This is a genomic window from Streptomyces sp. NPDC013455 (genome assembly GCF_040632975.1).
GTDB lineage: Bacteria > Actinomycetota > Actinomycetes > Streptomycetales > Streptomycetaceae > Streptomyces.
The window spans coordinates 411,921-438,686 of the sequence record NZ_JBEYCX010000002.1 but is presented as its reverse complement, the minus strand read 5'-3'; the positions used below and the strand labels follow the sequence as shown (position 1 = coordinate 438,686).

General features: G+C 71.9%; 24 protein-coding genes. 9 read left to right on the top strand and 15 right to left on the bottom strand.

The features are described 5' to 3' along the window. Positions 1-183 precede the first annotated feature (183 nt). From ABZ576_RS06105 to ABZ576_RS06095, 3 genes are all read left to right on the top strand, one after another. Positions 184-777, top strand: a complete 594-nt coding sequence (locus ABZ576_RS06105) for a 50S ribosomal protein L25/general stress protein Ctc (protein ID WP_360736367.1) — start codon at positions 184-186, stop codon at positions 775-777. Positions 778-850: 73 nt separating this feature from the next. Further along, positions 851-1,453 carry an aminoacyl-tRNA hydrolase gene (pth, locus tag ABZ576_RS06100; protein WP_360736364.1) on the top strand — a complete coding sequence of 201 codons (603 nt, stop codon included), beginning with the start codon at positions 851-853 and terminating at the stop codon, positions 1,451-1,453. A 105-nt stretch (positions 1,454-1,558) separates the two neighbouring features. Next, on the top strand, positions 1,559-2,065 hold the full coding sequence (locus ABZ576_RS06095) for a hypothetical protein (RefSeq protein ID WP_360736361.1): 507 nt from the start codon (positions 1,559-1,561) through the stop codon (positions 2,063-2,065). A 77-nt stretch (positions 2,066-2,142) separates the two neighbouring features. Here ABZ576_RS06095 and ppc read toward each other — a convergent pair whose 3' ends face one another. Next, entirely contained in the window at positions 2,143-4,875 is a 2,733-nt protein-coding gene (gene ppc, locus ABZ576_RS06090) for a phosphoenolpyruvate carboxylase (protein WP_360736359.1), read from the bottom strand. Between the two features lie 306 nt (positions 4,876-5,181). Here ppc and ABZ576_RS06085 point away from each other — a divergent pair, with 306 nt between their 5' ends. Further along, positions 5,182-6,189, top strand: a complete 1,008-nt coding sequence (locus tag ABZ576_RS06085; protein WP_360736357.1) for a fatty acid desaturase — start codon at positions 5,182-5,184, stop codon at positions 6,187-6,189. Beyond that, positions 6,186-6,860, top strand: coding sequence for a TetR/AcrR family transcriptional regulator (locus ABZ576_RS06080; RefSeq protein ID WP_360736354.1), 675 nt, complete (start codon positions 6,186-6,188; stop codon positions 6,858-6,860). Before ABZ576_RS06085 ends, ABZ576_RS06080 begins: the two co-directional genes overlap by 4 nt. Position 6,861: 1 nt before the next feature. On the opposite strand, the gene ABZ576_RS06075 is transcribed toward ABZ576_RS06080, so the two are convergent. Beyond that, on the bottom strand, positions 6,862-7,686 hold the full coding sequence (locus tag ABZ576_RS06075) for a trans-aconitate 2-methyltransferase (RefSeq protein ID WP_360736351.1): 825 nt from the start codon (positions 7,684-7,686) through the stop codon (positions 6,862-6,864). Positions 7,687-7,773: 87 nt separating this feature from the next. Between ABZ576_RS06075 and tamR the strand changes: the two genes are divergently transcribed. Further along, the gene (gene tamR / locus ABZ576_RS06070) at positions 7,774-8,271 is read left to right on the top strand and encodes a MarR family transcriptional regulator TamR (RefSeq protein ID WP_014673201.1); all 498 of its coding nucleotides are present in this window, start codon (positions 7,774-7,776) and stop codon (positions 8,269-8,271) included. Here tamR and ABZ576_RS06065 read toward each other — a convergent pair. Beyond that, entirely contained in the window at positions 8,230-8,997 is a 768-nt protein-coding gene (locus ABZ576_RS06065; RefSeq protein ID WP_360736348.1) for a response regulator transcription factor, read from the bottom strand. The two genes, tamR and ABZ576_RS06065, sit on opposite strands and share 42 nt — an antisense overlap. A gap of 321 nt (positions 8,998-9,318) precedes the next feature. Here ABZ576_RS06065 and ABZ576_RS06060 point away from each other — a divergent pair, with 321 nt between their 5' ends. After that, a complete protein-coding gene (locus ABZ576_RS06060; protein ID WP_360736345.1) occupies positions 9,319-9,759 on the top strand; it encodes an N-acetyltransferase in 441 nt (146 codons plus the stop codon). A gap of 6 nt (positions 9,760-9,765) precedes the next feature. Here the strand turns inward: ABZ576_RS06060 and galK are convergent, their stop codons facing one another. The 3 genes from galK to galT are packed head-to-tail and all read right to left on the bottom strand — an operon-like array spanning position 9,766 to position 12,958. Further along, a complete protein-coding gene (gene galK / locus ABZ576_RS06055) occupies positions 9,766-10,920 on the bottom strand; it encodes a galactokinase (RefSeq protein WP_360736342.1) in 1,155 nt (384 codons plus the stop codon). Then, positions 10,920-11,882 (bottom strand): UDP-glucose 4-epimerase GalE, encoded by a 963-nt coding sequence (galE, locus tag ABZ576_RS06050; RefSeq protein ID WP_360736339.1) that lies wholly within the window; start codon positions 11,880-11,882, stop codon positions 10,920-10,922. The genes galK and galE overlap by 1 nt, the downstream gene beginning before the upstream one ends. Beyond that, complete coding sequence (galT, locus tag ABZ576_RS06045; protein ID WP_360736336.1) at positions 11,879-12,958, bottom strand: galactose-1-phosphate uridylyltransferase; 1,080 nt, start codon at positions 12,956-12,958, stop codon at positions 11,879-11,881. Before galT ends, galE begins: the two co-directional genes overlap by 4 nt. Positions 12,959-13,138: 180 nt before the next feature. Here galT and ABZ576_RS06040 point away from each other — a divergent pair, with 180 nt between their 5' ends. Continuing rightward, positions 13,139-14,830: a sodium:solute symporter family protein gene (locus tag ABZ576_RS06040; RefSeq protein WP_360736333.1), complete on the top strand. Its 1,692-nt coding sequence runs from the start codon at positions 13,139-13,141 to the stop codon at positions 14,828-14,830. Positions 14,831-14,851: 21 nt separating this feature from the next. Continuing rightward, positions 14,852-15,205 (top strand): hypothetical protein, encoded by a 354-nt coding sequence (locus tag ABZ576_RS06035; protein ID WP_360736330.1) that lies wholly within the window; start codon positions 14,852-14,854, stop codon positions 15,203-15,205. Positions 15,206-15,315: 110 nt separating this feature from the next. Here ABZ576_RS06035 and ABZ576_RS06030 read toward each other — a convergent pair whose 3' ends face one another. From ABZ576_RS06030 to ABZ576_RS05990, 9 genes are all read right to left on the bottom strand, one after another. Continuing rightward, on the bottom strand, positions 15,316-16,005 hold the full coding sequence (locus tag ABZ576_RS06030; protein ID WP_360736327.1) for a response regulator transcription factor: 690 nt from the start codon (positions 16,003-16,005) through the stop codon (positions 15,316-15,318). A gap of 175 nt (positions 16,006-16,180) precedes the next feature. Beyond that, positions 16,181-17,974 (bottom strand): PQQ-binding-like beta-propeller repeat protein, encoded by a 1,794-nt coding sequence (locus ABZ576_RS06025; protein WP_360736324.1) that lies wholly within the window; start codon positions 17,972-17,974, stop codon positions 16,181-16,183. 89 nt (positions 17,975-18,063) lie between these two features. Beyond that, entirely contained in the window at positions 18,064-19,866 is a 1,803-nt protein-coding gene (locus ABZ576_RS06020) for a PQQ-binding-like beta-propeller repeat protein (protein WP_360736321.1), read from the bottom strand. Positions 19,867-20,089: 223 nt separating this feature from the next. Further along, the gene (locus ABZ576_RS06015) at positions 20,090-21,898 is read right to left on the bottom strand and encodes an ABC-F family ATP-binding cassette domain-containing protein (RefSeq protein ID WP_360736319.1); all 1,809 of its coding nucleotides are present in this window, start codon (positions 21,896-21,898) and stop codon (positions 20,090-20,092) included. Between the two features lie 159 nt (positions 21,899-22,057). Then, positions 22,058-22,951, bottom strand: a complete 894-nt coding sequence (locus ABZ576_RS06010) for a 4-(cytidine 5'-diphospho)-2-C-methyl-D-erythritol kinase (protein ID WP_360736316.1) — start codon at positions 22,949-22,951, stop codon at positions 22,058-22,060. After that, the gene (rsmA, locus tag ABZ576_RS06005; RefSeq protein ID WP_360736314.1) at positions 22,948-23,853 is read right to left on the bottom strand and encodes a 16S rRNA (adenine(1518)-N(6)/adenine(1519)-N(6))-dimethyltransferase RsmA; all 906 of its coding nucleotides are present in this window, start codon (positions 23,851-23,853) and stop codon (positions 22,948-22,950) included. The genes ABZ576_RS06010 and rsmA overlap by 4 nt, the downstream gene beginning before the upstream one ends. A 68-nt stretch (positions 23,854-23,921) precedes the next feature. Beyond that, on the bottom strand, positions 23,922-25,295 hold the full coding sequence (locus tag ABZ576_RS06000) for a ubiquitin-like domain-containing protein (protein WP_360736311.1): 1,374 nt from the start codon (positions 25,293-25,295) through the stop codon (positions 23,922-23,924). A gap of 115 nt (positions 25,296-25,410) precedes the next feature. Then, positions 25,411-26,289, bottom strand: coding sequence for a TatD family hydrolase (locus tag ABZ576_RS05995; RefSeq protein WP_360736309.1), 879 nt, complete (start codon positions 26,287-26,289; stop codon positions 25,411-25,413). Positions 26,290-26,330: 41 nt separating this feature from the next. After that, positions 26,331-26,738, bottom strand: coding sequence for a hypothetical protein (locus tag ABZ576_RS05990; RefSeq protein ID WP_360736306.1), 408 nt, complete (start codon positions 26,736-26,738; stop codon positions 26,331-26,333). Positions 26,739-26,766 lie beyond the last annotated feature (28 nt).

Here is a 26,766-nt window from a genome sequence, read left to right as displayed (position 1 = left end):
TTTCTGCACTCCCTGCTGTGATCGTTTTGGGTACGGCCTCCCCCTCCGAGTAGACTGCTGCAGTTGCTCGGCGAGGGAGGCCGTACTCGTGTACGGCGGTCCGTTATCGACGCGCTCTTCGTAGCAGGCCGTTCGTGGCCGGGTGACCACGTCCGTTCCCAGTTTCTACGAGGAGTGATCCACATGTCCGAGGTGAAGCTCGCCGCCGAGACCCGTACCGAGTTCGGCAAGGGTGCGGCCCGTCGCATCCGCCGTGACAACAAGGTGCCGGTCGTTCTGTACGGTCACGGTTCCGACCCGCTGCACCTGACGCTTCCGGGCCACGACCTGCTGCTGGCGCTGCGTACGCCGAACGTCCTGATCTCCCTGGACATCGACGGCAAGACCAACGAGCTGGCGATCCCGAAGGCCGTGCAGCGCGACCCGCTGAAGGGCTTCCTGGAGCACGTCGACCTGCTGCTGGTCAAGCGTGGCGAGAAGGTCACGGTCGAGATCCCGGTGCACACCGAGGGCGAGCTGGCCGCCGGTGGCAACCTGCTGGAGCACGTCCTGGACGCGCTGCCGGTCGAGGCCGAGGCCACGCACATCCCGGAGCAGGTGAGCGTCTCCATCGAGGGTCTGGCCGCCGGTGCCTCCGTGCACGCCAAGGACATCGCCCTGCCGAGCGGTGTGACCCTGGCCGTGGACGCGGACGCCGTGGTGCTCCAGGTCCTGCAGGCGCAGGCCGAGGAGTCCGAGGGCGAGCAGGCCGAGGGTGAAGAGGCCGCCGAGGCCTGATCCTCGTAGTCGTCGTTCGGTTCAGCCGCTGCTTCCCCTTGGGGAAGCAGCGGCTGGCGCGTATCAAGGAGACATGGACGTGACCACCTCGGCCGGTGACCCCTGGCTGATCGTCGGGCTCGGCAATCCCGGGCCGGAGTACGCCATGAACCGGCACAACGTCGGTTTCATGGTGGCCGACCTGCTCGCGGAGCGGATCGGGGGGAGGTTCAAGCGGGCGGGCAAGGCGCAGGCGCAGGTGCTGGAGGGGCGGATCGGTCCGGCCGGGCCGGCGAGCCGCCGGGTGATCCTGGCGAAGCCGATGTCGTACATGAACCTGTCCGGCGGTCCGGTGAACGCGCTGCGGGACTTCTACAAGGTGCCGTTGGCGAACGTCGTGGCGGTGCACGACGAGCTGGACATCGACTACGGGGTGCTGCGGCTGAAGCTGGGCGGCGGGGACAACGGGCACAACGGTCTGAAGTCGATGACGAAGGCGATGGGTCCGGACTACCACCGGATGCGGTTCGGGATCGGCCGGCCGCCGGGGCGGATGCAGGTGGCCGACTTCGTGCTGAAGGACTTCTCCGCCGCGGAGCGCAAGGAGCTGGACTATTTCGTGGACCGGGCGGCGGACGCGGTGGAGTGTCTGGTGACCGAGGGGCTGGAGCGGGCGCAGGGCGCGTACAACTCCTGAGGTGCGGGTGTGGTGAAGCCGGCTGCCGGGGGCGGACGTCGTACAACTGGTGATTTGTCCGCCCGGGAGATGCGGGCGAGTTGACCTGCCGTAGGGGTATGGCCAATGATCCCGGCCATGCCTGCCACAGCCAGTACCGCTCGCCAGGCGTCCGTGACCGCGTTGCGGTTCGGGCGGGTCGCGGCGGCGGGTGCGGTCACCGCGTTGATCCTGTTCTGCGGGGTGTGGGGTTCCTGGGGGACCGCACAGCACGTGATGCTGACCAAGGGGCGTGAGCGGGGAACGGTCCGGGTGACGGGGTGCGCGGAGGGTGTGTGCAGCGGCCCGTTCACGCCGGCGTCGGCGGGGGCGCGGGCCCGCGCGCGCGTGGAGATCGAGGGGTCCGTCGCGGTGCGCCCGGGGACGGTGTACGACGTGGTGCTGAAGCCGGGTTCGGGCGATGCGGTGCGTTCGGGTCCGGCGGGGGTCCTGTACGCGTGGGTGCCGTTGGGCGGGGCGCTGTTGCTGGCGTCGGTGGTGGTCGCGGGCGGGATGCGGCTGGTGCGTCCGGCGTGGGTGCTGGGGCTGTGCGGGGTGGGGCTGCTGACGGCGGCGTTCCTGGCGTTGCAGTGAGGCGGATGCGCGGGTGAACGAAGGGTGCCCCCGGGGTCGTGCGACCTCGGGGGCACCCTTCGTTCGTGGCGGGTGGGTCAGCCGGTGTTGCGCAGGCCGGCCGCCACGCCGTTGACGGTGAGGAGCAGGGCACGGGAGAGCAGCGGGTCGGCGTCCGTGCCGGCCAGGGCGGCGTCGCGCTGGCGCTTGAGGAGGGTGACCTGGAGGTAGGAGATCGGGTCGAGGTAGGCGTCGCGGATGGCGAAGGTCTGCTTGAGCACGGGCTGGTGGTCGAGGAGTTCCTGCTCGCCGGTGACCCGGAGGACCTCGGTGACGGTGAGGTCGTGCTCGGCCTTGATGGTGTCGAAGACGTGCTTGAGCTCGTCCGGCACGAGGGTGTCGACGTAGTGCTGGGCGATGCGCAGGTCGGTCTTGGCGAGGGTCATCTCGACGTTGGAGATGAAGTTGCGGAAGAAGTGCCACTGCTGGTGCATCTCGTCGAGGACGGTGTCCTGGCCCGCCTCGCGCAGCGCCTTCAGGCCGGAGCCGACGCCGAACCAGCCGGGGACGATCTGCCGGGACTGGGTCCAGCCGAACACCCACGGGATGGCGCGCAGGCCGTCGAGCGAGACGCCGGAGCCGGGGCGGCGGGAGGGCCGGGAGCCCAGGTGCAGGTCGGCGAGCTGGTCCACCGGCGTCGAGGCGAGGAAGTACGTCGGCAGGTCCGGGTCCTCGACCAGGCGGCGGTAGGCGGCGTGGGCGGCGTCGGAGACGACGTCCATGGCGGCGTCCCAGCGGGCGAGGGCCTCGTCGGACTGGCGGGGGGCGGTGTGCAGGGCGGAGGCCTGGAGGGTGGCCGCGACGGTCAGTTCCAGGTTCTCCCGGGCCAGGGAGGGGATGAGGTACTTGTCGGAGATGACCTCGCCCTGTTCGGTGACCTTGATCTCGCCTTCCAGGGTGCCCCAGGGCTGGGCGAGGATGGCGTCGTGGGAGGGGCCGCCGCCGCGGCCGACGGTGCCGCCGCGGCCGTGGAAGAGGCGCAGGCGGACGCCGTAGCGGTGGGCGACGTCGCGCAGCCGGCGCTGGGCGCGGTGGATCTCCCACTGGCTGGTGGTGATGCCGCCGAACTTGGAGGAGTCGGAGTAGCCGAGCATGACCTCCTGGACGTCCCCGCGCAGCGCGACCAGGCGCCGGTAGGAGGGGTCGGAGAGCATGTCCTCCAGGATGGTGTCGGCGGCCTTGAGCTCGTCGGTGGTCTCCAGGAGGGGGACGATGCCGATCTTGGCCCAGCCGGCGTGCAGGTCGAGGAGGCCGGCCTCGCGGGCGAGGACGGTGGCGGCGAAGACGTCGTCGGCGCCCTGGCACATGGAGATGATGTAGGACTCGATGACCTCGGGGCCGAAGACCTCCAGGGCCTTCCTGACGGTCTGGAAGACGCCGAGGGTCTTGGCCCCGGCCGCGTCGACGGGCGCGGGGGTGGGGGCCAGCGGCCGCCTGGAGCGCAGTTCCTTGGCGAGGAGCTTGGCGCGGTAGTCGCGGGGCATGTCGGCGTAGCGCCAGGATTCCTCGCCGAGCCGGTCGAAGAGCTGGCCGAGGGCGTGGTGGTGGGCGTCGGCGTGTTCGCGGACGTCCATGGTGGCGAGCTGGAGGCCGAAGGCGGCCAGGGTGCGGATGGTGCGGGCGAGGCGGCCGTCGGCGAAGAGGCCGCCGCGGTGTTCGCGCAGGGAGCCCTGGATGATCCGCAGGTCGTGGAGCAGCTCGCTGGTGCCGAGGTAGTCGCGGCCCTCCTCGTGCGGGGTGCCCTTGGCGAGGCGCTGCTTGGTGTTCTCCAGCTTCTGCCGGATGCAGGTGGCCTTGAGCCGGTAGGGCTCCTCGGCGTTGAGGCGCTTGTAGCGGGGGCTGATCTCGGGGAGCAGCTCCAGGTCGGTCTTCAGGGAGTCGAGCAGCTCTTCGGTGGCTCCGGTGTAGCGGATGGAGTTGGAGAGCAGGCCGCGCAGCTCGTCGATCGTCTCCAGGGCGTCGTTGATGCCGTGCTCGTGCTGGAGGATGAGGACGTCCCAGGTGACCTGGGGGGTGACGTTGGGGTTGCCGTCGCGGTCGCCGCCGATCCAGGTGCCGAAGGTGAGCGGGCGGGTGTCGTCGGGGAGCTTGACGCCGACGCGTTCCAGTTCGGCGGTCAGGTCTTCGAGGACGTCGCCGACGGCGTCGGCGTGCAGCTCGTCGAGGTAGTAGATGGCGTTGCGGGCCTCGTCGGCCGGTTCGGGCCGGACGACGCGCAGCTCGTCGGTCTGCCAGACGAGGTCGATGTTCTCGGCGAGGCGGACGTCGTGGCGGCGGCGGTCGGAGTCGAGGACGGGGGTGTCCAGGAGCTCGGCGATGCGCCGGAGCTTGTTGAGGACCGACCGGCGCGCGGCCTCGGTGGGGTGTGCGGTGAAGACCGGGCGGACGTTGAGGTGCCGGACGGTCTGCTTGAGGTGCTCGGGGTCGGCGTCCTTGAGGCGGTCGGCCGTCCGGGAGAGCAGGCCGCCCTCGGCGGCGCGCTTGGCGCGCAGCTCGCGGCTGCGGTGCACCTGCTCGGTGATGTTGGCGAGGTGGAAGTAGGTGGAGAAGGCGCGGACCAGCTTGGCCGCGGTCTCCAGTTCGATACCGCGCAGCAGCTCGGCGGCGGCCTCGCCGTCCTCGCGGGTGAGGCGGCGGACCTTCTCGACCAGGTCGAGGAGCTCGGGGCCTTCCTGCCGTACGAGGGTTTCGCCCAGGAGGTCACCCAGCCGGCGGATGTCGGCGCGCAGCTCGGTGCTGCTCGTGGTGGTCTGGTCGTCGGCACTGCTCACAGGTGCGGCTCCTTGCAGTGTTGAAGCTCGTCTGGAGGGGAACCCGGCCGGCTGCCACGCGGCGAGCGCCGCTTAGGGGCCGGAGCGTCCGGGAAGGAAACTTCAGCGGACCGCGCTGTCCGACCGAGTCCAAGGATAGGTGGCGATGCGGACGCGCAGGCTCTGGGGCTCTTGCCGCGGCACGGCGCACTGCCATACTTACGATGCCGTAGGTTACGGAACCGTAGGAAGTCCGCGGGTCCTCCCCGGTCTCCGGTGGCCCGGCATCGCCTCGACCTCGACCCTCGAACCCCACAGGGGACGCGCATGACCTCAAGTTCCGACGTGATCCGACAAGCCCGTCAGGCCACCGGCACACCTCCTCCCTCCGCCACGCTGGGCGGCGAGCAGAAGCGTTCGATCGAGCAGATCACGCTGCTCCTGTTCATCACCGTGCCTTTCCTGGCACTGGTGGCGGCCGTGCCGCTGGCCTGGGGCTGGGGGGTGAGCTGGCTCGATGTGGGCCTGCTGGTCTTCTTCTACTTCCTGGGGTGCCACGGCATCACGATCGGTTTCCACCGGTACTTCACCCACGGTTCGTTCAAGGCGAAGCGGCCGCTGCGGATCGCACTGGCGGTCATGGGGTCGCTGGCGGTGGAGGGGCCCCTGGTGCGGTGGGTGGCCGATCACCGCAAGCACCACAAGTTCTCCGACGCGGAGGGTGACCCGCACTCGCCGTGGCGGTTCGGCGAGACGGTTCCGGCGCTGATGAAGGGCCTGTGGTGGGCGCACATCGGCTGGATGTTCGACGAGGAGCAGACTCCGCAGGACAAGTACGCGCCGGATCTGATCAAGGACCCGGTGATCCGGGCGATCTCCCGCCAGTTCGTCCTGTGGACGGCCCTGTCGCTGGCGCTGCCGGCACTGATCGGCGGTCTGGTGACGATGTCCTGGTGGGGCGCGTTCACCGGGTTCTTCTGGGGTTCACTCGTGCGAGTGGCCCTGTTGCACCATGTGACCTGGTCGATCAACTCGATCTGCCACGCGGTGGGCAAGCGGCCGTTCAAGTCGCGGGACCGTTCGGGCAACGTGTGGTGGCTGGCGATCCTGTCCTGCGGTGAGTCCTGGCACAACCTGCACCACGCCGACCCGACGTCGGCGCGGCACGGGGTGATGCGCGGCCAGCTGGACTCGTCGGCCCGCTTCATCCGCATCTTCGAGCGGCTCGGCTGGGCGTACGACGTGCGCTGGCCGTCACGCTCGCGTATCGATTCGCGCCGTCACAGCGGGGAGGAAGGCTCCCGGCGCCGGAGGGAGACGGCCGAGGCGGCATGATTGACGCCGTGGCGACCGATTCCAGCAGCAGTTCCAGTGACAAGCCTCGGCGGACCCGCCGGACCCGTATGACCGGTGCCGAGCGCCGCCAGCAGCTGCTGGAGATCGGTCGCACCCTCTTCGCGGCGAAAGGTTTCGAGGGCACGTCGGTGGAGGAGATCGCGGCGAAGGCCGGGGTGTCCAAGCCGGTGGTGTACGAGCACTTCGGCGGCAAGGAGGGGCTGTACGCGGTGGTGGTCGACCGCGAGATGCGGCGTCTGCTGGACATGGTGACCAGCTCGCTGACCGCCGGCCACCCGCGCGAGCTGTGCGAGCAGGCCGCGTTCGCGCTGCTCGACTACATCGAGGAGTACACGGACGGCTTCCGCATCCTGGTCCGGGACTCCCCCATCCCGCAGTCGACGGGCTCCTTCGCCTCGCTGATCTCGGACATCGCCACCCAGGTGGAGGACATCCTGGGCCGTGAGTTCAAGTCGCGCGGTTTCGACCCGAAGCTCGCCCCGCTGTACGCCCAGGCGCTGGTCGGCATGGTCGCGCTGACCGGGCAGTGGTGGCTGGACGTGCGCCGGCCGAAGAAGGCGGAGGTCGCGGCGCATCTGGTGAACCTGGCGTGGCACGGTCTGGACGGGCTGGAGCAGAAGCCGCGGCTGATAGGCCACCGCAAGTGCTGAGTCAGCGCGGCCGGGGGGCCTCCCGCACGGCGACGGCGAAGAGCCGGCAGAAGGGCAGGACCGTGCCGTGGGGTGTGGCCGGGTAGGCCGTGCGCAGCAGGTCCCGGTATTGGGTGAGGAACGCGTCCCGGGCTTCGGGGTCGTCGGCGAGTGCGGTCAGGACGGGCCGCAGGGCGGTGCCCTTGGCCCAGTCGAGTACCGGGTCCTCACCCTCCAGGACGTGGAAGTACGTCGTCCGCCACACGTCGGCGGTGCAGCCGAGGCGGGTGAGGCGGTCCAGGTAGGCGCCGGGGGTGTGGACGGTGCCGGTACCGCGCGGGACGCCGGCGAGGCGGGCGCGCCAGCGGGGGCCGGCGGCGAGGTCGCGCATCAGGGTGTGCAGCGGGGCGTCGAGGTTGTCGGGGACCTGGAAGGCGAAGGTGCCGCCGGGCTCCAGGGCGGCGGTCCAGTCGGCGAACCGGTCGGCGTGGCCCGGCACCCACTGGAGGGTGGCGTTGGAGACGATCAGGTCGTACGGCTCCCCGGGAGTCCAGGTGCGCAGGTCGGCGGGGGCGAACTCCAGCCGGCCGCCGCCCGCGGTGGGCCCCTCGTGCTCGACGTGGGCCCTGTCGAGCATCTCGGGCGCGTTGTCGTAGCCGGTGATGTGCGCGGTGGGCCAGCGGTCGGCGAGCAGGGTGGTGACGTTGCCGGGGCCGCAGCCGAGGTCGGCGATGCGGGGGCGGTCGCCGGGGAGCGCCGGGACGCGGGCCAGGAGGTCGGTGAAGGGCCGGGCCCGGTGGCCGGCGTGGCGGAGGTACTGGGCGGGGTCCCAGGCGGGGGTCGTCATGCGTTTCACCCTCCCCGTATTTCTCTCGAAGTCAAGAGACTCGACATCAAGAGACTTCATGTCGACACAACCACTACACTGATCTCCATGGAGGACGAGGTCGATCGGCTGGTCGCAGCGTGGCGCCGGGAGCGTCCGGACCTCGACGTGGAGCCGCTGGAAGTGCTGAGCCGGGTGAGCCGACTCGCCCGGCACCTGGACCGCGCCCGTCGGCTCGCCTTCGCCGAGCACCAGCTGGAACCCTGGGAGTTCGACGTCCTCACCGCGCTGCGGCGCGCGGGAACGCCGTACCAGCTCTCCCCCGGTCAGCTGCTGACGCAGACCCTGGTCACCTCGGGCACGATGACCAACCGGATCGACCGGCTGGCGAAGAAGGGCCTGGTGGAGCGGCTGCCCGACCCGAGCGACCGGCGGGGCGTGCTGGTCCGGCTGACCGACGAGGGCCGGGACCGCGCGGACCAGGCACTGGCGGGTCTGCTGGAGCAGGAGCGGGCGATCCTCGCCGAGCTGTCCCGCGCCCAGCGCGCGGAGCTGGCCGGGCTGCTACGCCAGCTGACCGCCCCGTTCGACAACATCCCCGGTTAGGTCCGCCGGCCCCACCCCGGCCCGCCGGGCGAGCGCGACGGCGGCCAGCGTGGAGTGCACGCCCAGCTTGCCCAGCACGTTCTGCATGTGGGTGCGGACGGTGTGCGGGGAGAGGAACAGCCGCTCGGCGACGGCCTTGCGGCCGAGGCCCGCGACCATGCACCGGAGCACCTCCCGCTCCCGCGGGGTGAGGGACTCCACCAGCCGCTCGCTCTCGGTGCGGTGCCTGCGCGCGGCCGTCAGCTCCTTGAGCACCCCGGTGAGCAGCGCGGGCGGCAGGTGCGTCTCGTCGCGCAGGACGCCTCGGATCACCGTCAGCAGCCGGGACAGCGAACAGTCCTTGGCGACCCAGCCGCAGGCCCCGGCCTGGAGCGCGAGCGCGGCGCGGCGCGGGTCGTCCTTCTCGGCCAGGACGACGATCCGTACCGCGGGCTGCGCGGCCCGTACCCCGGTGACCAGCGAGATGCCGTCGACCAGACCGTCCTCGTCGCCCTCGTGCACCGGTACGGCCGGGCGGACGCCGGGCAGCTTCCCGCCCAGGTCGGCGTCGACCAGCAGGACGTCGTAGCGGCGGCCCTCGGCGGCCGCCCGCTCCAGGCAGCGCAGCGCCGCCGGGCCGCTGCCCGCGGCGAAGACGTCGACGTCGGGCTCGGCGGCCAGGGCGGCGGCCAGCGACTCGGCGAAGATGCGGTGGTCGTCCACGACCAGGACTCGGATACGAACCACGAAACCCCCTCCCCCAGGCTCCGCTCGGAGCAGGGGATACCCAAGGTCCGGAAAGCTCCGGAACTGGCCGGTCCGGACAAGCCCGGAAAAGGTGCGGAGGACGACGCCCCGTGCGGGGACGACACCCGCGGACCGGGATGCGCACCGCCACGGCCGCCGCCGTCGCGGAGACTGCCACCCCACCGCGGGCGCCGTACCCGCCTGTCTCGCCCCCTGAGCGGCACCGGCCCCCACCGGTGCTGTTCCTCAGAGTACGGATGGGAGCACGCAGCGGAAGCGGATTTGCAGAACTGGCCGTCCGGGGCGTTTATGGTGTGCCGCATGTTTCGTATCGAGGCGTTAGTCGACAAAGACCGACGGGATCTGCTCCGCTCGCGGCTGCGGGAGTCCAACACGGCGGCGTCCCCCGTGCTGGCGGCCCTGCGGGGCACCCCCGCGGAGCGCGAGGCACCCCTGCACATCTGGGCGCTGGACCCGGCCGGCGGCCTCGCGGGCGGCCTGGTCGGCCACACCTGGACGACCTGGCTGCACGTCGCCTACCTGTGGGTCGACGCGGAGCACCGCGGCGCCGGCCTCGGCACGCGGCTGCTCGCCGAGGCCGAGCGGATCGCCGCCGACCGCGGCTGCACCGCAAGCCGCCTGGAGACCTGGGACTTCCAGGCCCCGGAGTTCTACCGCGGGCAGGGCTACGAGGTGGTGTGCGTGATCCCCGACTACCCGCCGGGGATCACCGAGTTCACCCTGACCAAGCGGCTGGTCTGAGCGGGGTCACAGGACCCTGCGGGCGCCCGCCGCCGGCACCGCCTCGAAGACGCGCGGAGCCGTGAAGCCGGCCGCCGCGAAGGCCTCCTCGACGGCCTTGGTGAGGGTGTCGACGTCGCTGACCTCGGCCAGGACGATCGCCGAGCCGCCGAAGCCGCCGCCGGTCATCCGCGCGCCGAGCGCGCCGTTCGCCAGGGCGGTGTCGACGACCAGGTCCAGCTCCGGGCAGGAGATGCGGAAGTCGTCGCGCAGGGAGGCGTGGCCCTCGGTGAGGACGGGGCCGATCGCCCGGGTGTCGCCGGCGCTCAGCAGGCCGACGACGCGTTCCACCCGGTGGTCCTCGCCGACGACGTGCCGGACCAGGCGGACGACCTCCTCCTCGTCACCCAGCCGGGCGAGGGCCTCGTCCAGGCCCTCGAACGGGACGTCGCGCAGGGCGTCGACGCCGAGCAGGGCCGCGCCCTTCTCGCAGCCCGCCCGGCGCTTGCCGTACTCGCCGCCGCTGTGGGCGTGCTTGACCTGGGTGTCCACCACCAGCAGGCGCAGTCCCTCGGCCGCGAGGTCGAAGGGGATCTGCCGCTGGGACAGGTCCCGGGTGTCCAGGAAGAGCGCGTGGCCCGGCTCGCAGCAGGCCGAGGCGGTCTGGTCCATGATGCCGGTCGGGGCACCGACGTAGACGTTCTCCGCGCGCTGGCACAGCCGGGCCAGCCTCCAGCGCTGGAGACCGAGCCCGAAGAGGTCGTTCAGCGCGAGCGCGATCACGACCTCCAGCGCGGCGGAGGAGGACAGGCCCGCGCCGGTCGGGACCGTCGAGGACAGGTGGACGTCCGCGCCGGTGATCTCGTGCCCCGCCTCGCGCAGGGCCCAGACCACGCCCGCCGGGTACGCCGTCCAGTTCCGGTCGCCGCCGGGTACGAGGGCGTCCAGCCGCAGTTCCGCGACCCCGCCGTCGATGTCCGCCGAGTGCAGGCGCAAGGCGCCGTCGGTGCGGCGGGAGACGGCCGCGACCGCCTGGTGCGGCAGCGCGAACGGCATGACGAAGCCGTCGTTGTAGTCGGTGTGCTCGCCGATCAGGTTGACCCGGCCCGGCGCCGCCCACACCCCCTCCGGCCGCGCCCCGTACAGCTCGGCGAAGCGCTCCGCGACCTGCTGTGCCCCCACTAGTGCTCCCTCGTGATGCTCTGCGCGAACTCCCACGCGTCCGCGACGATCCCCGCGAGGTCCGCGCGGGACGGGTTCCAGCCCAGCTTCTCGCGCGCGGTGTCCGCGGAGGCGACCAGGATCGCGGGGTCGCCGCCCCGGCGGGGGGCCACCACCTCGGGGATCGGGTGGCCGGTGACCTCGCGGACGGTCTCGATGACCTGGCGGACGGAGAAGCCGTTGCCGTTGCCGAGGTTGCAGATCAGGTGCTCGCCCGGCCGCGCGGCCGTCAGCGCCAGCAGGTGGGCCTCGGCGAGGTCCGCGACGTGGATGTAGTCGCGGACGCAGGTGCCGTCGGGGGTGGCGTAGTCGTCGCCGTAGACCGAGATCGCGTCGCGGCGGCCCTGGGCGACCTGGAGGACCAGCGGGATCAGGTGCGACTCTGGGTCGTGGCGCTCGCCGTGGGCGCCGTACGCGCCGGCGACGTTGAAGTAGCGCAGCGACACCGCGGCCAGGCCGTGGGCGTGCGCCTCGCTGGTGATCATGTGGTCGACGGCGAGCTTGGAGGCGCCGTAGGGGTTGGTGGGCCGCGTCGGCGCGCTCTCCACGATGGGGACCTGCTCGGGCTCGCCGTAGGTGGCCGCCGTGGAGGAGAAGACCAGGGTGCGGACGCGGGCCTCGCGCATCGCCGAGATAAGGGCCATGCTGCCGGCGACGTTGTTGTCCCAGTACTTCTCCGGCTTCACCACCGACTCGCCGACCTGCGAGGAGGCGGCGAAGTGCAGCACGCCGTCGAAGGAGGGGTCGAGCCACTTGGCGGCGTCACGGATGTCGCCCTCGACGAACGCGGCACCGGCGGGCACGCCCTCGCGGAAACCGGTGGAGAGGTTGTCGAGGACGGTGACCTCGTGGCCGGCCTCCAGCAGGTGCTGCGCCACGACACTGCCGACGTATCCCGCGCCACCCGTCACCAGGTACTTCATGAACTCGCTACCTCTCGCAGTCGCTCGGCCGCGCGCTCCGGCGGCACGTCGTTGATGAACACGCTCATGCCGGACTCGGAACCCGCGAGAAACTTCAGCTTGCCGGAAGTGCGGCGGATGGTGAAAAGCTCGAGGTGGAGCGCGAAGTCGTCCCGCGTCACACCGTCGAACTCGTCGAGGGTGCCGAAGGGCGCCTGGTGCCAGGCCGCGATGTACGGCGTCGGCGGCTCGCCCCCGGCCCCTCCGTCCCGCCCGTCGAAGATCCGGTCGAAGCGCCTCAAGAGTTCCAGATAGATCTGGGGGAATTCTGTGCGCGCCGCCTCGTCGAGCGCGAGCAGATCCGGGACCCGGCGCCTGGGGTACAGGTGGACCTCGTACGGCCAGTGCGCCGCGTAGGGGACGAAGGCCGCCCAGTGTTCACCCTCAAGGACGACCCGCTCACCGGCGAGTTCCCGCGCCAGGACCGCGTCGAACAGGTTCTCTCCGCCGGTCGCCTCCTTGTGGGCGGCGAGCGAGCGGAGCATCAGCGCGGTGCGCGGGGTGGTGAACGGGTAGGCGTAGATCTGTCCGTGCGGGTGGCCGAGGGTCACGCCGATCTCGGCACCGCGGTTCTCGAAACAGAACACCTGCTCGACGGAGGGCAGATGCGACAGCTCCGAGGTGCGGTCCGTCCAGGCGTCCAGCACCAGCCGCGCCTGGTCCTCGGTGAGGTCGGCGAAGGAGGCGTCGTGGTCGGAGGTGAAGCAGACGACCTCGCAGCGGCCGGAGTCGCCCGCCAGCGAGGGGAAACGGTTCTCGAAGACGACGACGTCGTAGGACGAGTCCGGGATCTCGCTGAGCCGCTCGCCCCGCGTCGGGCACAGCGGGCACTCGTCGGCCGGCGGGTGGTAGGTGCGGCCCTGACGGTGCGAGGCGACGGCGACCGAGTCGCCGAGCAGCGGATCACGCCGGACCTCGGACGTGGTGACCGTGCGGTCCAGCGGGCGGCGGTCGGACGCCACCCGCACGGTGTCGTCCCGGAGGTCGTAATAGATCAGCTCACGACCGTCGGCCAGCCGTGTCGAGGTCTTCTTCAACGCCGGACTCCTTTACGTCCCGCACCCCATCACTCAACACAATCAAACATAACAGATCACAACCCGACACGCAGCGAGACCATCACAATCAAACAAAGAACACCAACAGAAGTGTTCAAATCCTGAACGCGGAGGCGTAGGTTCCGCACTGATCAGTTCGCGCAACGAAGCGAGTTCTTCATGCACACCCCCACACACGGCTCCGCCTACCTGGCGGCCGAGCTACGGCTCCCCACCAACTGGCTGGACTACACGATCCTGGCGATCTACTTCGTCGTCGTCCTCGGCATCGGCTTCGCCGCCCGCCGTTCGGTGAAGACCAGCCTCGACTTCTTCCTCTCCGGACGCTCGCTGCCCGCCTGGATCACCGGCCTGGCCTTCATCTCCGCGAACCTGGCCGCCACCGAGATCCTGGGCATGGCCGCCAACAGCGCCCAGTACGGCGCGTACACCGTCCACTGGTACTGGATCGGCGCCATCCCCGCCATGGTCTTCCTGGGCCTGGTGATGATGCCCTTCTACTACGGCAGCAAGGTCCGCTCGGTCCCCGAGTTCCTGCTGCTGCGCTTCGACCGGGCCGCCCACCTGCTCAGTTCGATCCTGTTCGCGTTCGCCGCCATCCTGATCGCCGGCGTCAACCTCTACGCCCTCGCGATCGTCGTCGAGGCGCTGCTCGGCTGGCCGCAGTGGGTCGCCATCGTCGTCGCCGGCGCCTTCGTCCTCGCGTACATCACCCTCGGCGGCCTGTCCTCGGCGATCTACAACGAGGTGCTCCAGTTCTTCGTGATCCTCGCCGCGCTCATCCCGATCACCGTCCTCGGCCTGAAGAAGGCCGGCGGCTGGGGCGGCCTGACCGACAAGCTCACCGCGCAGCACGGCGCCGACTTCACCACCGCCTGGGGCGGCACCGGCATCGGGGAGGCCAACCCGCTCGGCGCCAACTGGCTCACCATCGTCCTCGGCCTCGGCTTCGTGCTCTCCTTCGGCTACTGGACCACCAACTTCGCCGAGGTGCAGCGCGCCCTGTCCGCGAAGAACCTCTCCGCCGGACAGCGCACCCCGCTGATCGCCGCCTACCCGAAGATCTTCATCGTCTTCCTGGTGATGATCCCGGGCCTGGTCGCCGCCGCGCTCATCCCGCAGTTCGGCACGGCCGCCTCCGGCTACCAGTACAACGACGCCATCCCCTACCTCATGCAGGAGCTGCTGCCCAACGGCGTGCTCGGCATCGCCGTCACCGGACTGCTGGCGGCCTTCATGGCGGGCATGGCGGCGAACGTGTCGTCCTTCAACACCGTCTTCACCAACGACATCTGGGCCAAGTACGTGATGCCCGGCCGGGAGGACGGCTACTACGTGCGGTTCGGCCGCCTGATCACCGCGATCGGCGTCTGCGCCTCCATCGGCACGGCGTTCCTGGCGTCCTCGTTCTCGAACATCATGAGCTACCTCCAGACGCTGTTCTCCTTCTTCAACGTGCCGATGTTCGTCGTGTTCATCGTCGGCATGTTCTGGAAGCGCGCGTCCGCCGCGTCCGGCTTCTGGGGCCTGCTCGCGGGCACCACCGCGGCGATGATCAACTACTTCGTGCTGTACAAGAAGGACATCATCTCCCTCCCCTCCGACCAGGGCGCCAACTTCGTCTCCGCGATCGCGGGCTTCGTCGCCGGCGCGGTCGTGATGGTCGCGGTGTCCCTGTTCACCCGGCCGAAGCCGGAGGCGGAGCTCCAGGGCCTGGTCTACGGCACCCGCTCCCCCGGCATGTCCGAGCCGCCCGCGCCCGGGGACGAGGCCTGGTACCGCAAGCCCGCCCTGCTGGGCTGGGGAGCGGTCGTCCTGGCCGCCGCCTGCTACATCCCGTTCTCGTTCTGACGCGGGAGGATCGAGGAAACCATGAGCGAGCACCCCGAACACCCGAACCGCGCGGCGCACTACACCGAGCAGGACGTCCAGCGCGAGGTATCCGAGCTGGAGAGCCGGTCGGCGACCGCGGCCCGCATCTTCGACCTGCGCCGCATCATCGGCGGCCTGTTCGTCGTGTACGGCGTCATCGTCACGATCACCGGCATCACCGACGGCCAGGCCGCGATCGACAAGGCGGAGGGCGTCAACATCAACCTGTGGACCGGCATCGGCATGCTGCTGCTCGGCCTGTTCTTCCTGGCCTGGCTGAAGCTGCGGCCGACTCCCCCGCCGCTCCCCCCGGAGGGCGTGCCCGAGGAGCCGGAGGACCGGGAGGCGCGGTAGCGCACCGTCTCCGTCCGCGGGGCGCAGGGGCTGGTCGCGCAGCCCCCGCGCCCCTCCGGGCCGCAGGGCCCGTCTCGCACTGCACGCAGACGGGAAGGGCCGGACAGGCCCTAGCCGTCCAGCCGGGCGTCCCGCGCGGCGCCCGCGCGGTCCAGCAAGCCCGTCCGCGCCGCCAGCGCCGCGGCCTCCAGGCGGGAGCCGACGCCCAGTTTCATCAGCACCCGCTGCACATGCGTACGCGCGGTGCTCGGCGCGATGCCCATGCCGGCCGCGATCAGCCGGGTGTCCTCCCCGTCGGCCACCCGCACCAGCACCTCCACCTCGCGCGGCGTCAGCATCTCCAGCAGCCGCTGCGCCTCGTCGTCGGGCTGCGCCGCGGGGTTCAGCAGCTCGCCGAAGGCGCCCTGCAGCAGTTGCGGAGCCACCGCCGCCTCACCGGCGCGGGCCTTCATGATGGCCCGCTCGACCCCCTCGATCCGCTCGTCGTGCCGTACGTACCCCGACGCCCCCGCGGCGAAGGCCGCCGCGATCCCGCGCGGCGACGGCACCGGGCCCAGCACCAGCACCGCGACCTGCGGGCGGTCCTTCTTGATCTTCACCACCGGGTCGAAGGTCCCCGGCTCGGCCGGTGCCGCCGTACCCAGCAGACACACCTCCGGCGCCCGCGCGATCACCAGATCCGCCGCGCCCGCGGCCGGTGCCGCCGCGGCCAGCACCCGGTGCCCGCGCAGCTTGAGCGCCGACGCCAGCGCCTCCGCGAGCAGGCGGTGGTCGTCGACGACCATGAGCCGCACTCCCATTGAGCAACCCCCCAAGTCCCCCTGGCACCCCCGCCCTTCATGCCCCCGGAAGCTACACGCTTGTTCGACGTCGCGCTGCCCCTCTCCATGAGAAGTGCCCCGGATCGATGAAATCCGGGGCACTTCTCGGCAAGTCACCCATTCGGGCGAGTCCGGCGCGGGCGCGGGCGGCCGGTCAGCCGCCGGTGCCGAACGCCACCACCAGGTACTCCCTGTCGTACGACGAGCTCCGCTTGTGGGCGTACACGGCCGACATGTACAGGCGGCCCTTGCCGAAGAGCAGCTCCGCGTACTCGGGCAGCAGGCTGGTCTCCGCCGAGTGCACGTTCCGCGTGCCGGGGTTCTCCAGCAGCTTGGCCGCCTTGAACGAGCCGCCGTCGATGCTGACGACCTGCCCGCCCTTGTTGTAGGGCGGCGACTTGTAGGCGAGGAGGTTGCCGCCGTCCATGCGCAGCGGCGAGAGCGTGTAGCCGTCGCCGGCCTCGGCGCGCTGGCCGGTCGTCTTGCCGGTCTTCAGGTCGAAGGCGATGATCTCGTTGGTCTTGCTGTACTCGCCCTTGCCGTCGTGCTCCTCCGTCGCCAGGAACAGCCGGCCGTTGCCGGCGACGATCTGGGTGCAGCCCTCGATCCGGGAGATCCCGTCGCAGCGGCCCGCGTAGGTGTCGCCGGGCGCGGCGATCCGGGCGAGCAGCCTGCCGGTCTTGCCGTCGATGGAGAAGTAGTCCGAGACACCGCTGCCGTCGCCCGCGCTGTCGCCGACGTCGGCCGCGACCACCAGCGGGTCGGTGGAGACGACGGCGGCGTACTCGATGCCGTCGGGCATCTTGTACTCGGAGATCACCTTCCCGCTCTTCGGGTCGATGTTCTGGATGCTCAGCTTGCGGTTGCCGTACTGGCCGCACTTGCGGACCGCGACCAGCCGGGTGCCGCCGCCGTACCCCGCGTCGTAGCAGGTGTCGTCCGGCTTGGGCTGCCACAGCGCGTTGCCGGAGTCGATGTCGAAGGCGGCGCCGCCGTCGGAGCTGCCGACCGCGACGGTGTGCTGGGCGACCGTCACGTTCTGGAAGGTGATCGGGTAGTCACCGGACTTGATGGACTTCGTCCACAGCTTCTTGCCGGCGGTGAGGTCGATCGCCGCGACCTGGCTGCACCCGGCGGTGGAGTTCTTCGCGGGCATCTTCGGCTGGAAGGCGACCGCCGTGCGGCCGTCCTCGTTGACCTGCCGGCTCGCCGCGCACACCGGGCCGGGCAGCTTGACCGTCCACAGCTCGGTGCCCTTGTCCGGGTCGTAGCCGACGATCTCCGCGATGCCGCTCTTGGCGTACACGGTGTCCGTCAGCCACGAGCCGGAGGTGACGACCGTGTCGTCCGTCTGGGGCAGCGGCACCTGGAAGAGCACCTTGGAGGCCGGGTCGGCCGGGACCTTCTCCTTGCCGCCACCGCCGGTCGTGCCGCCGGAGCCGCCCGAACCGCCGGTGGTGCCACCGGAGGCGGCCTCGTGCTGCTTCTTGCCGTCGTCACCCGACGACTTGCTGTACCAGATGCCGCCGCCGACGATCAGCGCGATGGCGACGACCGCCGCGACGACGATGAACAGCACGGTGTTGTTGCGCCCGCCGCCGCCCGGGACCGGCTGCGGCGCCATCGGCACGGTCGGCGGCTGGCCCTGGCCCGGGTAGCCGTAGCCCGGCGGCACCGCCTGCATGGGCTGGGTGGGCTGGGCGTAGGGGTTGTGCGGCTGGCCGCCGTAGCCGGCGGGCTGCTGGCCGTACGCGGGGGTCTGCGGGGCGTACGGGCTCTGCTGCGCGCCGGGGTAGCCGTAGCCGGGCTGGGGCTGCGGGGCGGGCGGTTGCGGGGGCGGGACCTGCGGGTAGCCGTAGCCGGGCTGCGGGGGCTGGGACGGCGGCTGCGGGGGCTGGGACGGCGGCTGCGGGGGCTGGTTCGGGGGCGGCGGGGGCGGCTGGGTCATGACACGGGTACCTCGGTGGGAGAGCGGAGGCCGGACGGCGGCGCGGGGTCGGGAAGGGGACGGGAGGAGGCCGGGACGGTGCTCCTGGCTCAGTCGCCGAAGGCCATGATCAGCTTCTCCTTCGCGTCGTCGTCCCCGGACAGCCGGCCCTCGGAGAGGAAGAAGCGCCCGCCGGTCCACTCCACGACACCGTCGTAGAAGGAGTTCTCGGCCTCGGCCGCGCCCTGCGGGTTGCGCAGCAGGGCGGTCGTCTTGTGGGAGGAGCCGGTGACCGGGACCGAGACGACCTGGCCGCCCGTGTCGTACGACGGCTTGACGTACGCGACGAGCTTGCCGCCCTCCACCTTCACCGGCGCCATCGGTTCGTCCACCGGGGACTTGACCCGCCACTTCTCCTTGCCGTCGGAGAGGCTGATCGCGACGATCTCGTTGGCGTTGATGGTGGCGTCCGTGGGCAGGTAGAGCGTGTCGGCGTCGACCGCCACGCCCTGGCAGCCCTGGAGTTCGCGCTCCAGGATCGCCCAGCCGCAGCGCGGCGCGAACTTCTCGTCGACCTTCACCTCCGAGCGGAACTTGCCGTCCTTGGTGAAGGTGGAGATGTTCCAGGCCTTCTTGTCCCGGTTGGTCAGGTAGACCACGAGCGGGTCGACCGAGTAGGTCCGGCTCACCTCCCAGCCCTTCTTGACCTGCTGGGTCCAGCGCACCTTGCCGGTGGCCGGGTCGAGTTCCTGGATCTCCTCGTGCTCCTTGCCGGTGCCGACACCGCAGGAGGCCACCTGGATCAGCCGGTCGGTGCCGCCCGCGAAGGCGGCCGGAAAGCAGGCCGCGCCGTACCTCTTCTTGTCGTACAGCTTCTTGCCGCTGTCGATGTCGTACGCGGTGCCCGACTGCGAGCGGCCGACCATCAGCGTCTTGCCGCTCACCGTGAGCTCGATGCTGAGCGCGCTGTCGAACAGCCCGCCGTCGGCGACCTCGGCGCTCCAGCCCTTCTTGCCGGTGCTCAGGTCGAGCTGCTGGAGCTGGTTGCACTTGGCGCGGTCGCCGCCGCTGTTCATGTACGCCACGACGACCTTGTCGTCGGCCGACTTCTGCGGGGTGACGGCGCAGATCTTCTGCGGGAAGTCGACCGGCCCCCAGGCGGTGCCGCCGTCACCGGTACGGAAGGCGAAGACCTGCTTGTACGCCGCCTTCACCGCCGCATCGTCGGTGATCCACATACCGGGCGCGTCGGCGCCGGACGCCGGGGCGTCGGGGGCCGGCTTGTACCAGAGCACCTTGGCCTCGCCGGCCTGGCGGCTTCCGTTGAGGTTCTCGGGGTCCGCGCCGCCGCCGGAGGCGGTCGGCGAACCGGAGGCGGACTGCGTGGGGGCGTCGCTCGGCCCGGCGACGGGCTTCTTCCCGCCGCCGTCGTCACCGCCGGTGAAGGCGAACACCGCGCCGCCGACGACGAGCAGTGCGGCCACCGCGGCGCCGACGACCAGCGCGGTCTTCTTCTTCCCCGGTCCCTGGGGGCCCGGCACGGACCCGCCCGGCGCGGTGCCGGGCATGCCCGGGTACGGCGGCTGCTGCGGGTGGCCGTAGCCGGGCTGCGGGCCGCCGTAGGGGCCCGGCTGCTGCGGGGCCTGCTGCGGAGGCCCGTAGGGGCCCGGGCCGGTGCCGTACGGTCCCGGCTGCTGCGGATAGCCGTAGCCCGGCTGGGGCGGCTGCGGGGGTGCGGCGGGCGGCTGGGGCGCGCCGAAACCGCCCTGCGCCGGCGGCGTCCCGGGGGCGGCACCGAAACCGCCCTGCGCCGGTGGCGTCTGCGGGGCGGGGCCGAAACCACCGCCCTGCGGCGGCTGGTCCTGCGGCGCTCCGAACCCGCCCTGCGGCGGCTGGTTGGGCGGCTGAGTCATCAGCGCTCTCCCCCTCGTTCACTGATTTTTAGCCACGCCCTGAGGTACTTGACGGACCCAAGGTCGTTGTTCAGACGGCTCTTTCTATCACCCGGCACAGACGGCACAGGGGGCCGCGTCCTCCCCTGTTCCCAAGGGAGGACCGGCCCGTGATGCCGTTGTTATGCGCCTTCACGCCCCCTTCACGCGGCGCACGCTCCCCCTTCGTGCGCCGCGCGGTGGTTCAGGCGTCCTCCGCCAGTTCCAGCCAGCGCAGCTCCAGTTCCTCGCGCTCCTGGGCCAGGTCCCGCAGCCGGGCGTCCAGTTCGGCCACCTTGGCGAAGTCGGTGGCGTTCTCCGCGATCTGCGCGTGCAGCGCGGTCTCCTTCTCGGAGATCTTGTCCAACTGGCGCTCGATCTTCTGGAGTTCCTTCTTCGCGGCACGCTGGTCGGCGGCGCTCTTCTCCTGCGTGGCCGGCTTGGGCGCCGCGGCGGCGGTGCGCTCGGCGACCGCCTCCTCCATCCGCTGCCGCCGCTCCAGGTACTCGTCGATCCCGCGGGGCAGCATGCGCAGGGCGCCGTCGCCGAGCAGGGCGAACACCCGGTCCGTCGTGCGCTCCACGAAGAACCGGTCGTGGGAGATGACGATCATCGAGCCGGGCCAGCCGTCGAGGACGTCCTCGAGCTGGGTGAGGGTCTCGATGTCGAGGTCGTTGGTGGGCTCGTCCAGGAAGAGGACGTTGGGCTCGTCCATCAGCAGCCGCAGCAGCTGGAGCCGGCGCCGCTCACCACCGGACAGGTCCCCGACCGGAGTCCACTGCTTCTCCTTGGTGAAGCCGAACGTCTCGCACAGCTGACCGGCGGTCATCTCGCGCCCCTTGCCGAGGTCGACGCGCTCGCGGACCCGCTGGACGGCCTCCAGCACCCGCCAGGAGGGGTCGAGTTCGGCGACTTCCTGGGAGAGGTAGGCCAGCTTCACGGTCCTGCCGACGGCGATGCGACCCCCGGCGGGCTGCTCCTCCCCCTCGGTGCGCGCGGCCGCGGCCATGGCGCGCAGCAGGGACGTCTTCCCGGCGCCGTTGACACCGACCAGGCCGATCCGGTCGCCCGGCCCGAGCTGCCAGGTGACGTGCTTGAGCAGCACCTTGGGCCCGGCCTGGACGGTGACGTCCTCCAGGTCGAAGACGGTCCTGCCGAGCCGCGAGGAGGCGAACTTCATCAGCTCGCTGCTGTCCCGGGGCGGCGGCACGTCCGCGATCAGCTCGTTGGCGGCCTCGACCCGGAAGCGCGGCTTGGAGGTACGGGCGGGCGCCCCGCGCCGCAGCCAGGCCAGCTCCTTGCGGATCAGGTTCTGCCGCTTGGCCTCCTCGGTCGCCGCGATCCGCTCCCGCTCGGCACGCGCGAAGACGTAGTCGGAGTAACCGCCCTCGTACTCGTAGACGTCACCGCGCTGCACGTCCCACATGCGCGTGCAGACCTGGTCGAGGAACCACCGGTCGTGGGTGACGCACACCAGCGCCGAGCGCCGCTCGCGCAGGTGCTGGGCGAGCCAGGCGATGCCCTCCACGTCCAGGTGGTTCGTCGGCTCGTCCAGGACGATCAGGTCCTGCTCCTCGATGAGCAGCTTGGCGAGCGCGATCCGGCGCCGTTCGCCGCCGGAGAGCGGCCCGATCACGGTGTCGAGCCCCTTGGGGAAGCCCGGCAGGTCCAGCCCGCCGAACAGCCCGGTCAGCACGTCCCTGACCTTGGCGTTGCCCGCCCACTCGTGGTCGGCCATGTCGCCGATGACCTCGTGGCGGACGGTCGCCTCGGGGTCCAGGGAGTCGTGCTGCGTGAGCACGCCGAGCCGCAGCCCGCCGGAGTGCGTGACCCGTCCGGTGTCCGCCTCCTCCAGCTTGGCCAGCATCCGGATGAGGGTGGTCTTGCCGTCGCCGTTGCGCCCGACGACGCCGATCCGGTCCCCTTCCTGCACGCCGAGCGAGACGCCGTCCAGCAGGGCACGGGTGCCGTAGACCTTGCTGACGTTCTCGACATTGACCAGGTTGACGGCCATTTCACTCCTGTGCGCGCGGCTGTATCGATGTGCGGCTCCGCCGCGTGGGTCAGCCTTCTAGCGTAGGGCTTCGGGGGTGAGCGGCGGGGCGCGAGGGGGGTGTCACTCTGCGTGAGCACCGTCGGGAGCCCGGCCTCCGTCGAGGGCGGGTACCGCGTCTCAGAGCACCGTCGCCCCGGCCACCGGCCCCGCCGCGGTCCGTACCGACCTGCACGTCCCGGACGCCCGCAGCGCCGCGGCCGCCTTCTCGGCCGCCTCGGCGTCCCGCGCGAGGAACGCCGTCGTGGGCCCGGACCCGGAGACCAGCGCGGCGAGCGCACCCGCCGCCCGCCCCGCCGCCAGCGTGTCCGCGAGCTCCGGGAACAGGGACAGCGCGGCGGGCTGGAGGTCGTTGGAGACCGTGGCGGCCAGCGCGTCCGCGTCCCCCTTCGCCAGCGCCCGCAGCAGCTCCGCCGAGGCCACCGGCTCCGGGACGTCCCGGCCCTGTGCCAGCCGGTCGAACTCGCGGAAGACGGCCGGGGTGGAGAGCCCGCGCTCGGCCATCGCGAACACCCAGTGGAACGTGCCGCCGGTCTCCAGGGCCGTCAGCCGCTCGCCTCGCCCGACACCGAGGGCCGCCCCGCCCACCAGGCTGAAGGGCACGTCGCTGCCCAGCTCGGCGCAGATTTCGAGCAGTTCGGCGCGCGAGGCGCCCGTGCCCCACAGCGTGTCGCAGGCGAGCAGCGCGCCCGCGCCGTCCGCGCTGCCGCCCGCCATGCCGCCGGCGACCGGGATGTCCTTGGCGATGTGGATGTGGACGTTCGGCTCGATGCCCCGGCGTTCGGCCAGCGCGAGGGCCGCGCGGGCGGCGAGGTTGGTGCGGTCCAGCGGGACCTGGCCGGCGTCCGGGCCCTCGCAGGTGATCCGGAGCTCCTTGGCCGGGACCACCGTGACCTCGTCGTACAGGCCGACCGCGAGGAAGACGTTGGCGAGGTCGTGGAAGCCGTCGGGGCGGGCGGCGCCCACCGCGAGCTGGACGTTGACCTTGGCCGGTACGCGTACGGTGACGCTCACTCGCCGCTCTCCCGGTGAGGGGGTGCGGGGGTCGTCCCCCGCGGTGACGCGGCCTCCGCGATGCGGGCGAACTCCTCCACCGTCAGCGACTCCCCGCGCGCCTGCGGGGAGACGCCGGCCGCGACCAGGGCCGCCTCGGCCGCGGCCGCCGATCCGGCCCAGCCGGCGAGCGCGGCGCGCAGGGTCTTGCGGCGCTGGGCGAAGGCGGCGTCGACCACCGCGAAGACCTCCTTCTTGGAGGCCGTCGTCCGGATCGGCTCCGCCCGCCGCACCAACGACACCAGTCCGCTGTCGACGTTCGGCGCCGGCCAGAAGACGTTGCGGCCGATGGCCCCGGCCCGCTTCACCTCGGCGTACCAGTTGGCCTTCACGGACGGCACGCCGTACACCTTGTTGCCGGGCGCGGCGGCGAGCCGGTCGGCGACCTCCGACTGCACCATCACCAGCGTCCGCTCGATGCTCGGGAAGGTGTCGAGCATGTGCAGCAGCACGGGTACGGCGACGTTGTACGGCAGGTTCGCCACCAGGGCCGTCGGTGCCGGGCCGGGCAGCTCGGCGACGTGCATCGCGTCGGAGTGGACCAGCGCGAACCGCTCGGCGCGCTCGGGCATGCGCGCGGCGATGGTCGCGGGCAGGGCGCCGGCCAGGACGTCGTCGATCTCGACGGCGGTGACCCGGTCGGCGGCCTCCAGCAACGCGAGGGTGAGCGAGCCGAGCCCGGGGCCGACCTCGACGACCACGTCGTCGGGGCGGACCCCGGCGGTGCGGACGATACGGCGGACCGTGTTGGCGTCGATCACGAAGTTCTGGCCGCGCTGCTTGGTGGGCCGGACACCGAGCGCTGCCGCGAGCTCACGGATGTCGGCCGCGCCGAGGAGGGCGTCGGGGGTGGGGCTGCTCACGGGACAAGGGTACGGGGGTGCGGCCGCCGGGATCGCCAGGGTGCCCGGCGGCCCGGGCCCGCCCGCGGTCAGCGGTGCAGCCGGGCCCCGCAGTGCGGCCAGGGGCCGGCGCCACGGCTCACGTACAGCTTCTTCGCGCGGTAGGTCTGCTCCTCCGCCGAGGCGTCCTGGGGGCGTCCCTTGCCGCCGAGGCTGTGCCAGGTGCGCGTGTCGAACTGGTACAGCCCGCCGTAGGTGCCGGACGGGTCGACCGCGTGCGGCCGGCCGCCGGACTCGCAGGCGGCGAGCGCGCGCCAGTTGAGGTGGTCGGCGCCGCGCACGGAGCGGGGCCGGGGCTTGGTGCCCACCTTCACCACCTGCTTGCGCGGCGTGCGCACCACCTCGGACTTCTCCGGGCGCGGCTTGTCCCGTACGCCGTTGACGGTGCGCAGGTAGTAGGTGGTCCGGCGCAGTCCGGGCTGTCCGGGCTGCGTGACGACCTCGGTGCCCTTGAAGAGGGACGGGTCCGCGGTCCGCTCGGTGGTGAACGGGATCTGCTCCTCGCGGACCTCCCGGCTGCCGCTGATGCGGAGCACGGTCACCGTCTGCCCGTCGCGCGGGAAGCTCCCGGGCGGGACGGACGTGGTGTCCTGGCCGCGCAGGACGATGCCGGCCTCCTCGACCGCTTCGCGGACGGTGGCCGCGTTGGTGCGGACGGTGCGGGTCCGGCCGTCCGCCAGGACCGTGACCGCCCGCTCGGTGCGCACGTCGAGGGCGAGCCCGGCGCGTCCGATGCGCTGGGAGCGGGAGGCCGACAGGTAGGCGCCCTCGGCGCGCACCCCCAGCTCGTCCAGCGCGCCCTCCACCGTGTGCGCCGTCGTCCACACCTCGCGCCGCCGGCCGTCCAGGGTCAGCCGGACGGGGCGCCCGTACCGCACCGCGACCGCGTCACCGCTCGTGAGCGCCGCGCCGGGGGCGGGCGCGACCGTGTCGTGCGCTCCCACCCGGACGCCCTCCTCGGCGAGCAGTTCCCGCACGTCGTCGGCGAAGGTGTGCAGGGCGCGCTGCCTGCCGTCGACGCTCAGCTCGACCGCCTTGTCCTTGGCGACGAAGGCGGTGGTGCCGCCGGCCAGGAAGGCGACGACCAGCGCCTGCGGGAGCAGTCGGCGCATGGCGGAGTCCGGGCGCTCGGGGGAGCGCGCCCGGCGGCGGCGCGTGGCCCGCCCGCCGGCCACCGCGGGCGGCTCGGGCTCCGGCTCCGGCTCCGGCTCCGGGATCACCGTCTGCGGTGCGCAGGTCGTCTGCCGGGGCAGCGGGGGCACCGGTTCGGTGACGAGGTACGCCTCGGCCTCGTAGGCGGGCCGGTAGGTGTCCTCGTACAGGCCGTACGGCAGGGTCTGCGCGGTGTGGACGGCGGCCTCGGGGCCGTAGGGGTCGTACGTCTCGTAGCTGGACTTGCTCACGCCGACACGCTCCAGGAGAGCCAGAGGGGTCCGGATCGGGCCCCCAGAACCTAGCGGAGCGACGGTCACTCTCCAAAGCGACTCGACTACGGACTGTCGCGACCCGTAGGGGTGATCAGTAGTCGAAGGCCCGGGCGGTGTTCGCGCCGAGGGCCGTCGCCAGCGCGTCCTCGCCGATGCCCCGCACGGCGGCCATCGCGCGGACCGTGACCGGGACCAGGTAGGGCGCGTTGGGCCGTCCGCGGTACGGCGCCGGGGTCAGGAAGGGCGCGTCGGTCTCCACGAGGACCAGTTCCAGCGGGGCCACGGCGAGGGCGTCGCGCAGGTTCTGGGCGTTCTTGAAGGTGACGTTGCCGGCGAAGGACATGAAGTAGCCCTCGCGGGCGCAGATATGGGCCATCTCGGCGTCGCCGGAGTAGCAGTGGAAGACGGTGCGCTCGGGGGCGCCCTCCTCCTTCAGGACGCGCAGGACGTCGGCGTGCGCGTCGCGGTCGTGGATGACGAGCGCCTTGCCGTGCCGCTTGGCGATCTCGATGTGGGCGCGGAAGGACCGCTCCTGGGCGGCCTTGCCCTCGGGGCCGGTGCGGAAGTGGTCCAGCCCGGTCTCGCCGACGGCCTTCACCTGCGGCAGGCCGGCCAGCCGGTCGATCTCGGCGAGCGCCTCGTCCAGGGCCGCGTCGCCGCCGGGGGCGCGGGCGCCCTGCCGGGACCAGCCGTCCGGGTCGCCGTGGACGATGCGCGGCGCCTCGTTGGGGTGCAGCGCGACGGCGGCGTGGACGCTGTCGTGGGCGGCGGCGATCTCCGCGGCCCATCGCGAGCCCTTGATGTCGCAGCCGACCTGGACGACCGTCGTGACGCCCACGGACGCGGCCTTCGCCAGGCCCTCCTCGACGGTGCCGGACTGCATGTCGAGGTGGGTGTGGGAGTCGGCGACGGGCACCCCCAGGGGAGGCGGGAGCGGGGGTGCCGCGTTCTTGTCGGCGTTCGAAGGCATGCCCCGATCCTACGAAAGGGGCGCGCCGGGCCGTCGCCCGCTCAGCTCGCCCTGCGCTGGAACGGATGCAGGAGGTCGGACAGGTGCCAGTGGTACGGCTCCCGGTCCCGCCCCGGCACCCGCGGCGCCTCGGCCGGGCCCGCCTGCGGCACGCGGGGCTGCCGCCCGGCCGCGCCGCGCACCGCGGAGACCTGGCCCGCGCGCATGATGCGCACGACACGGCCGTCGCAGTTCTGGCAGCCCGGCCGGCTCAGCGGCGACGGCACGACCCGGCCGTCGGCCACGTACAGCACGAACTCCTCCCCCTCGGCGTTCGTGTGGTGCTCTATCTCGTACGACTGCTCCCAGCCGTGTCCGCAGCGCATGCAGGCGAAGGCGTACGACTCGTGGACGACGGCGGTGGCGGTGGCGGTGGTGCGGAGACCGGTCTGCCCTGCTGTGTCACTCATGCCAGCTCCCTGTCGGGCGGGTGCGTCC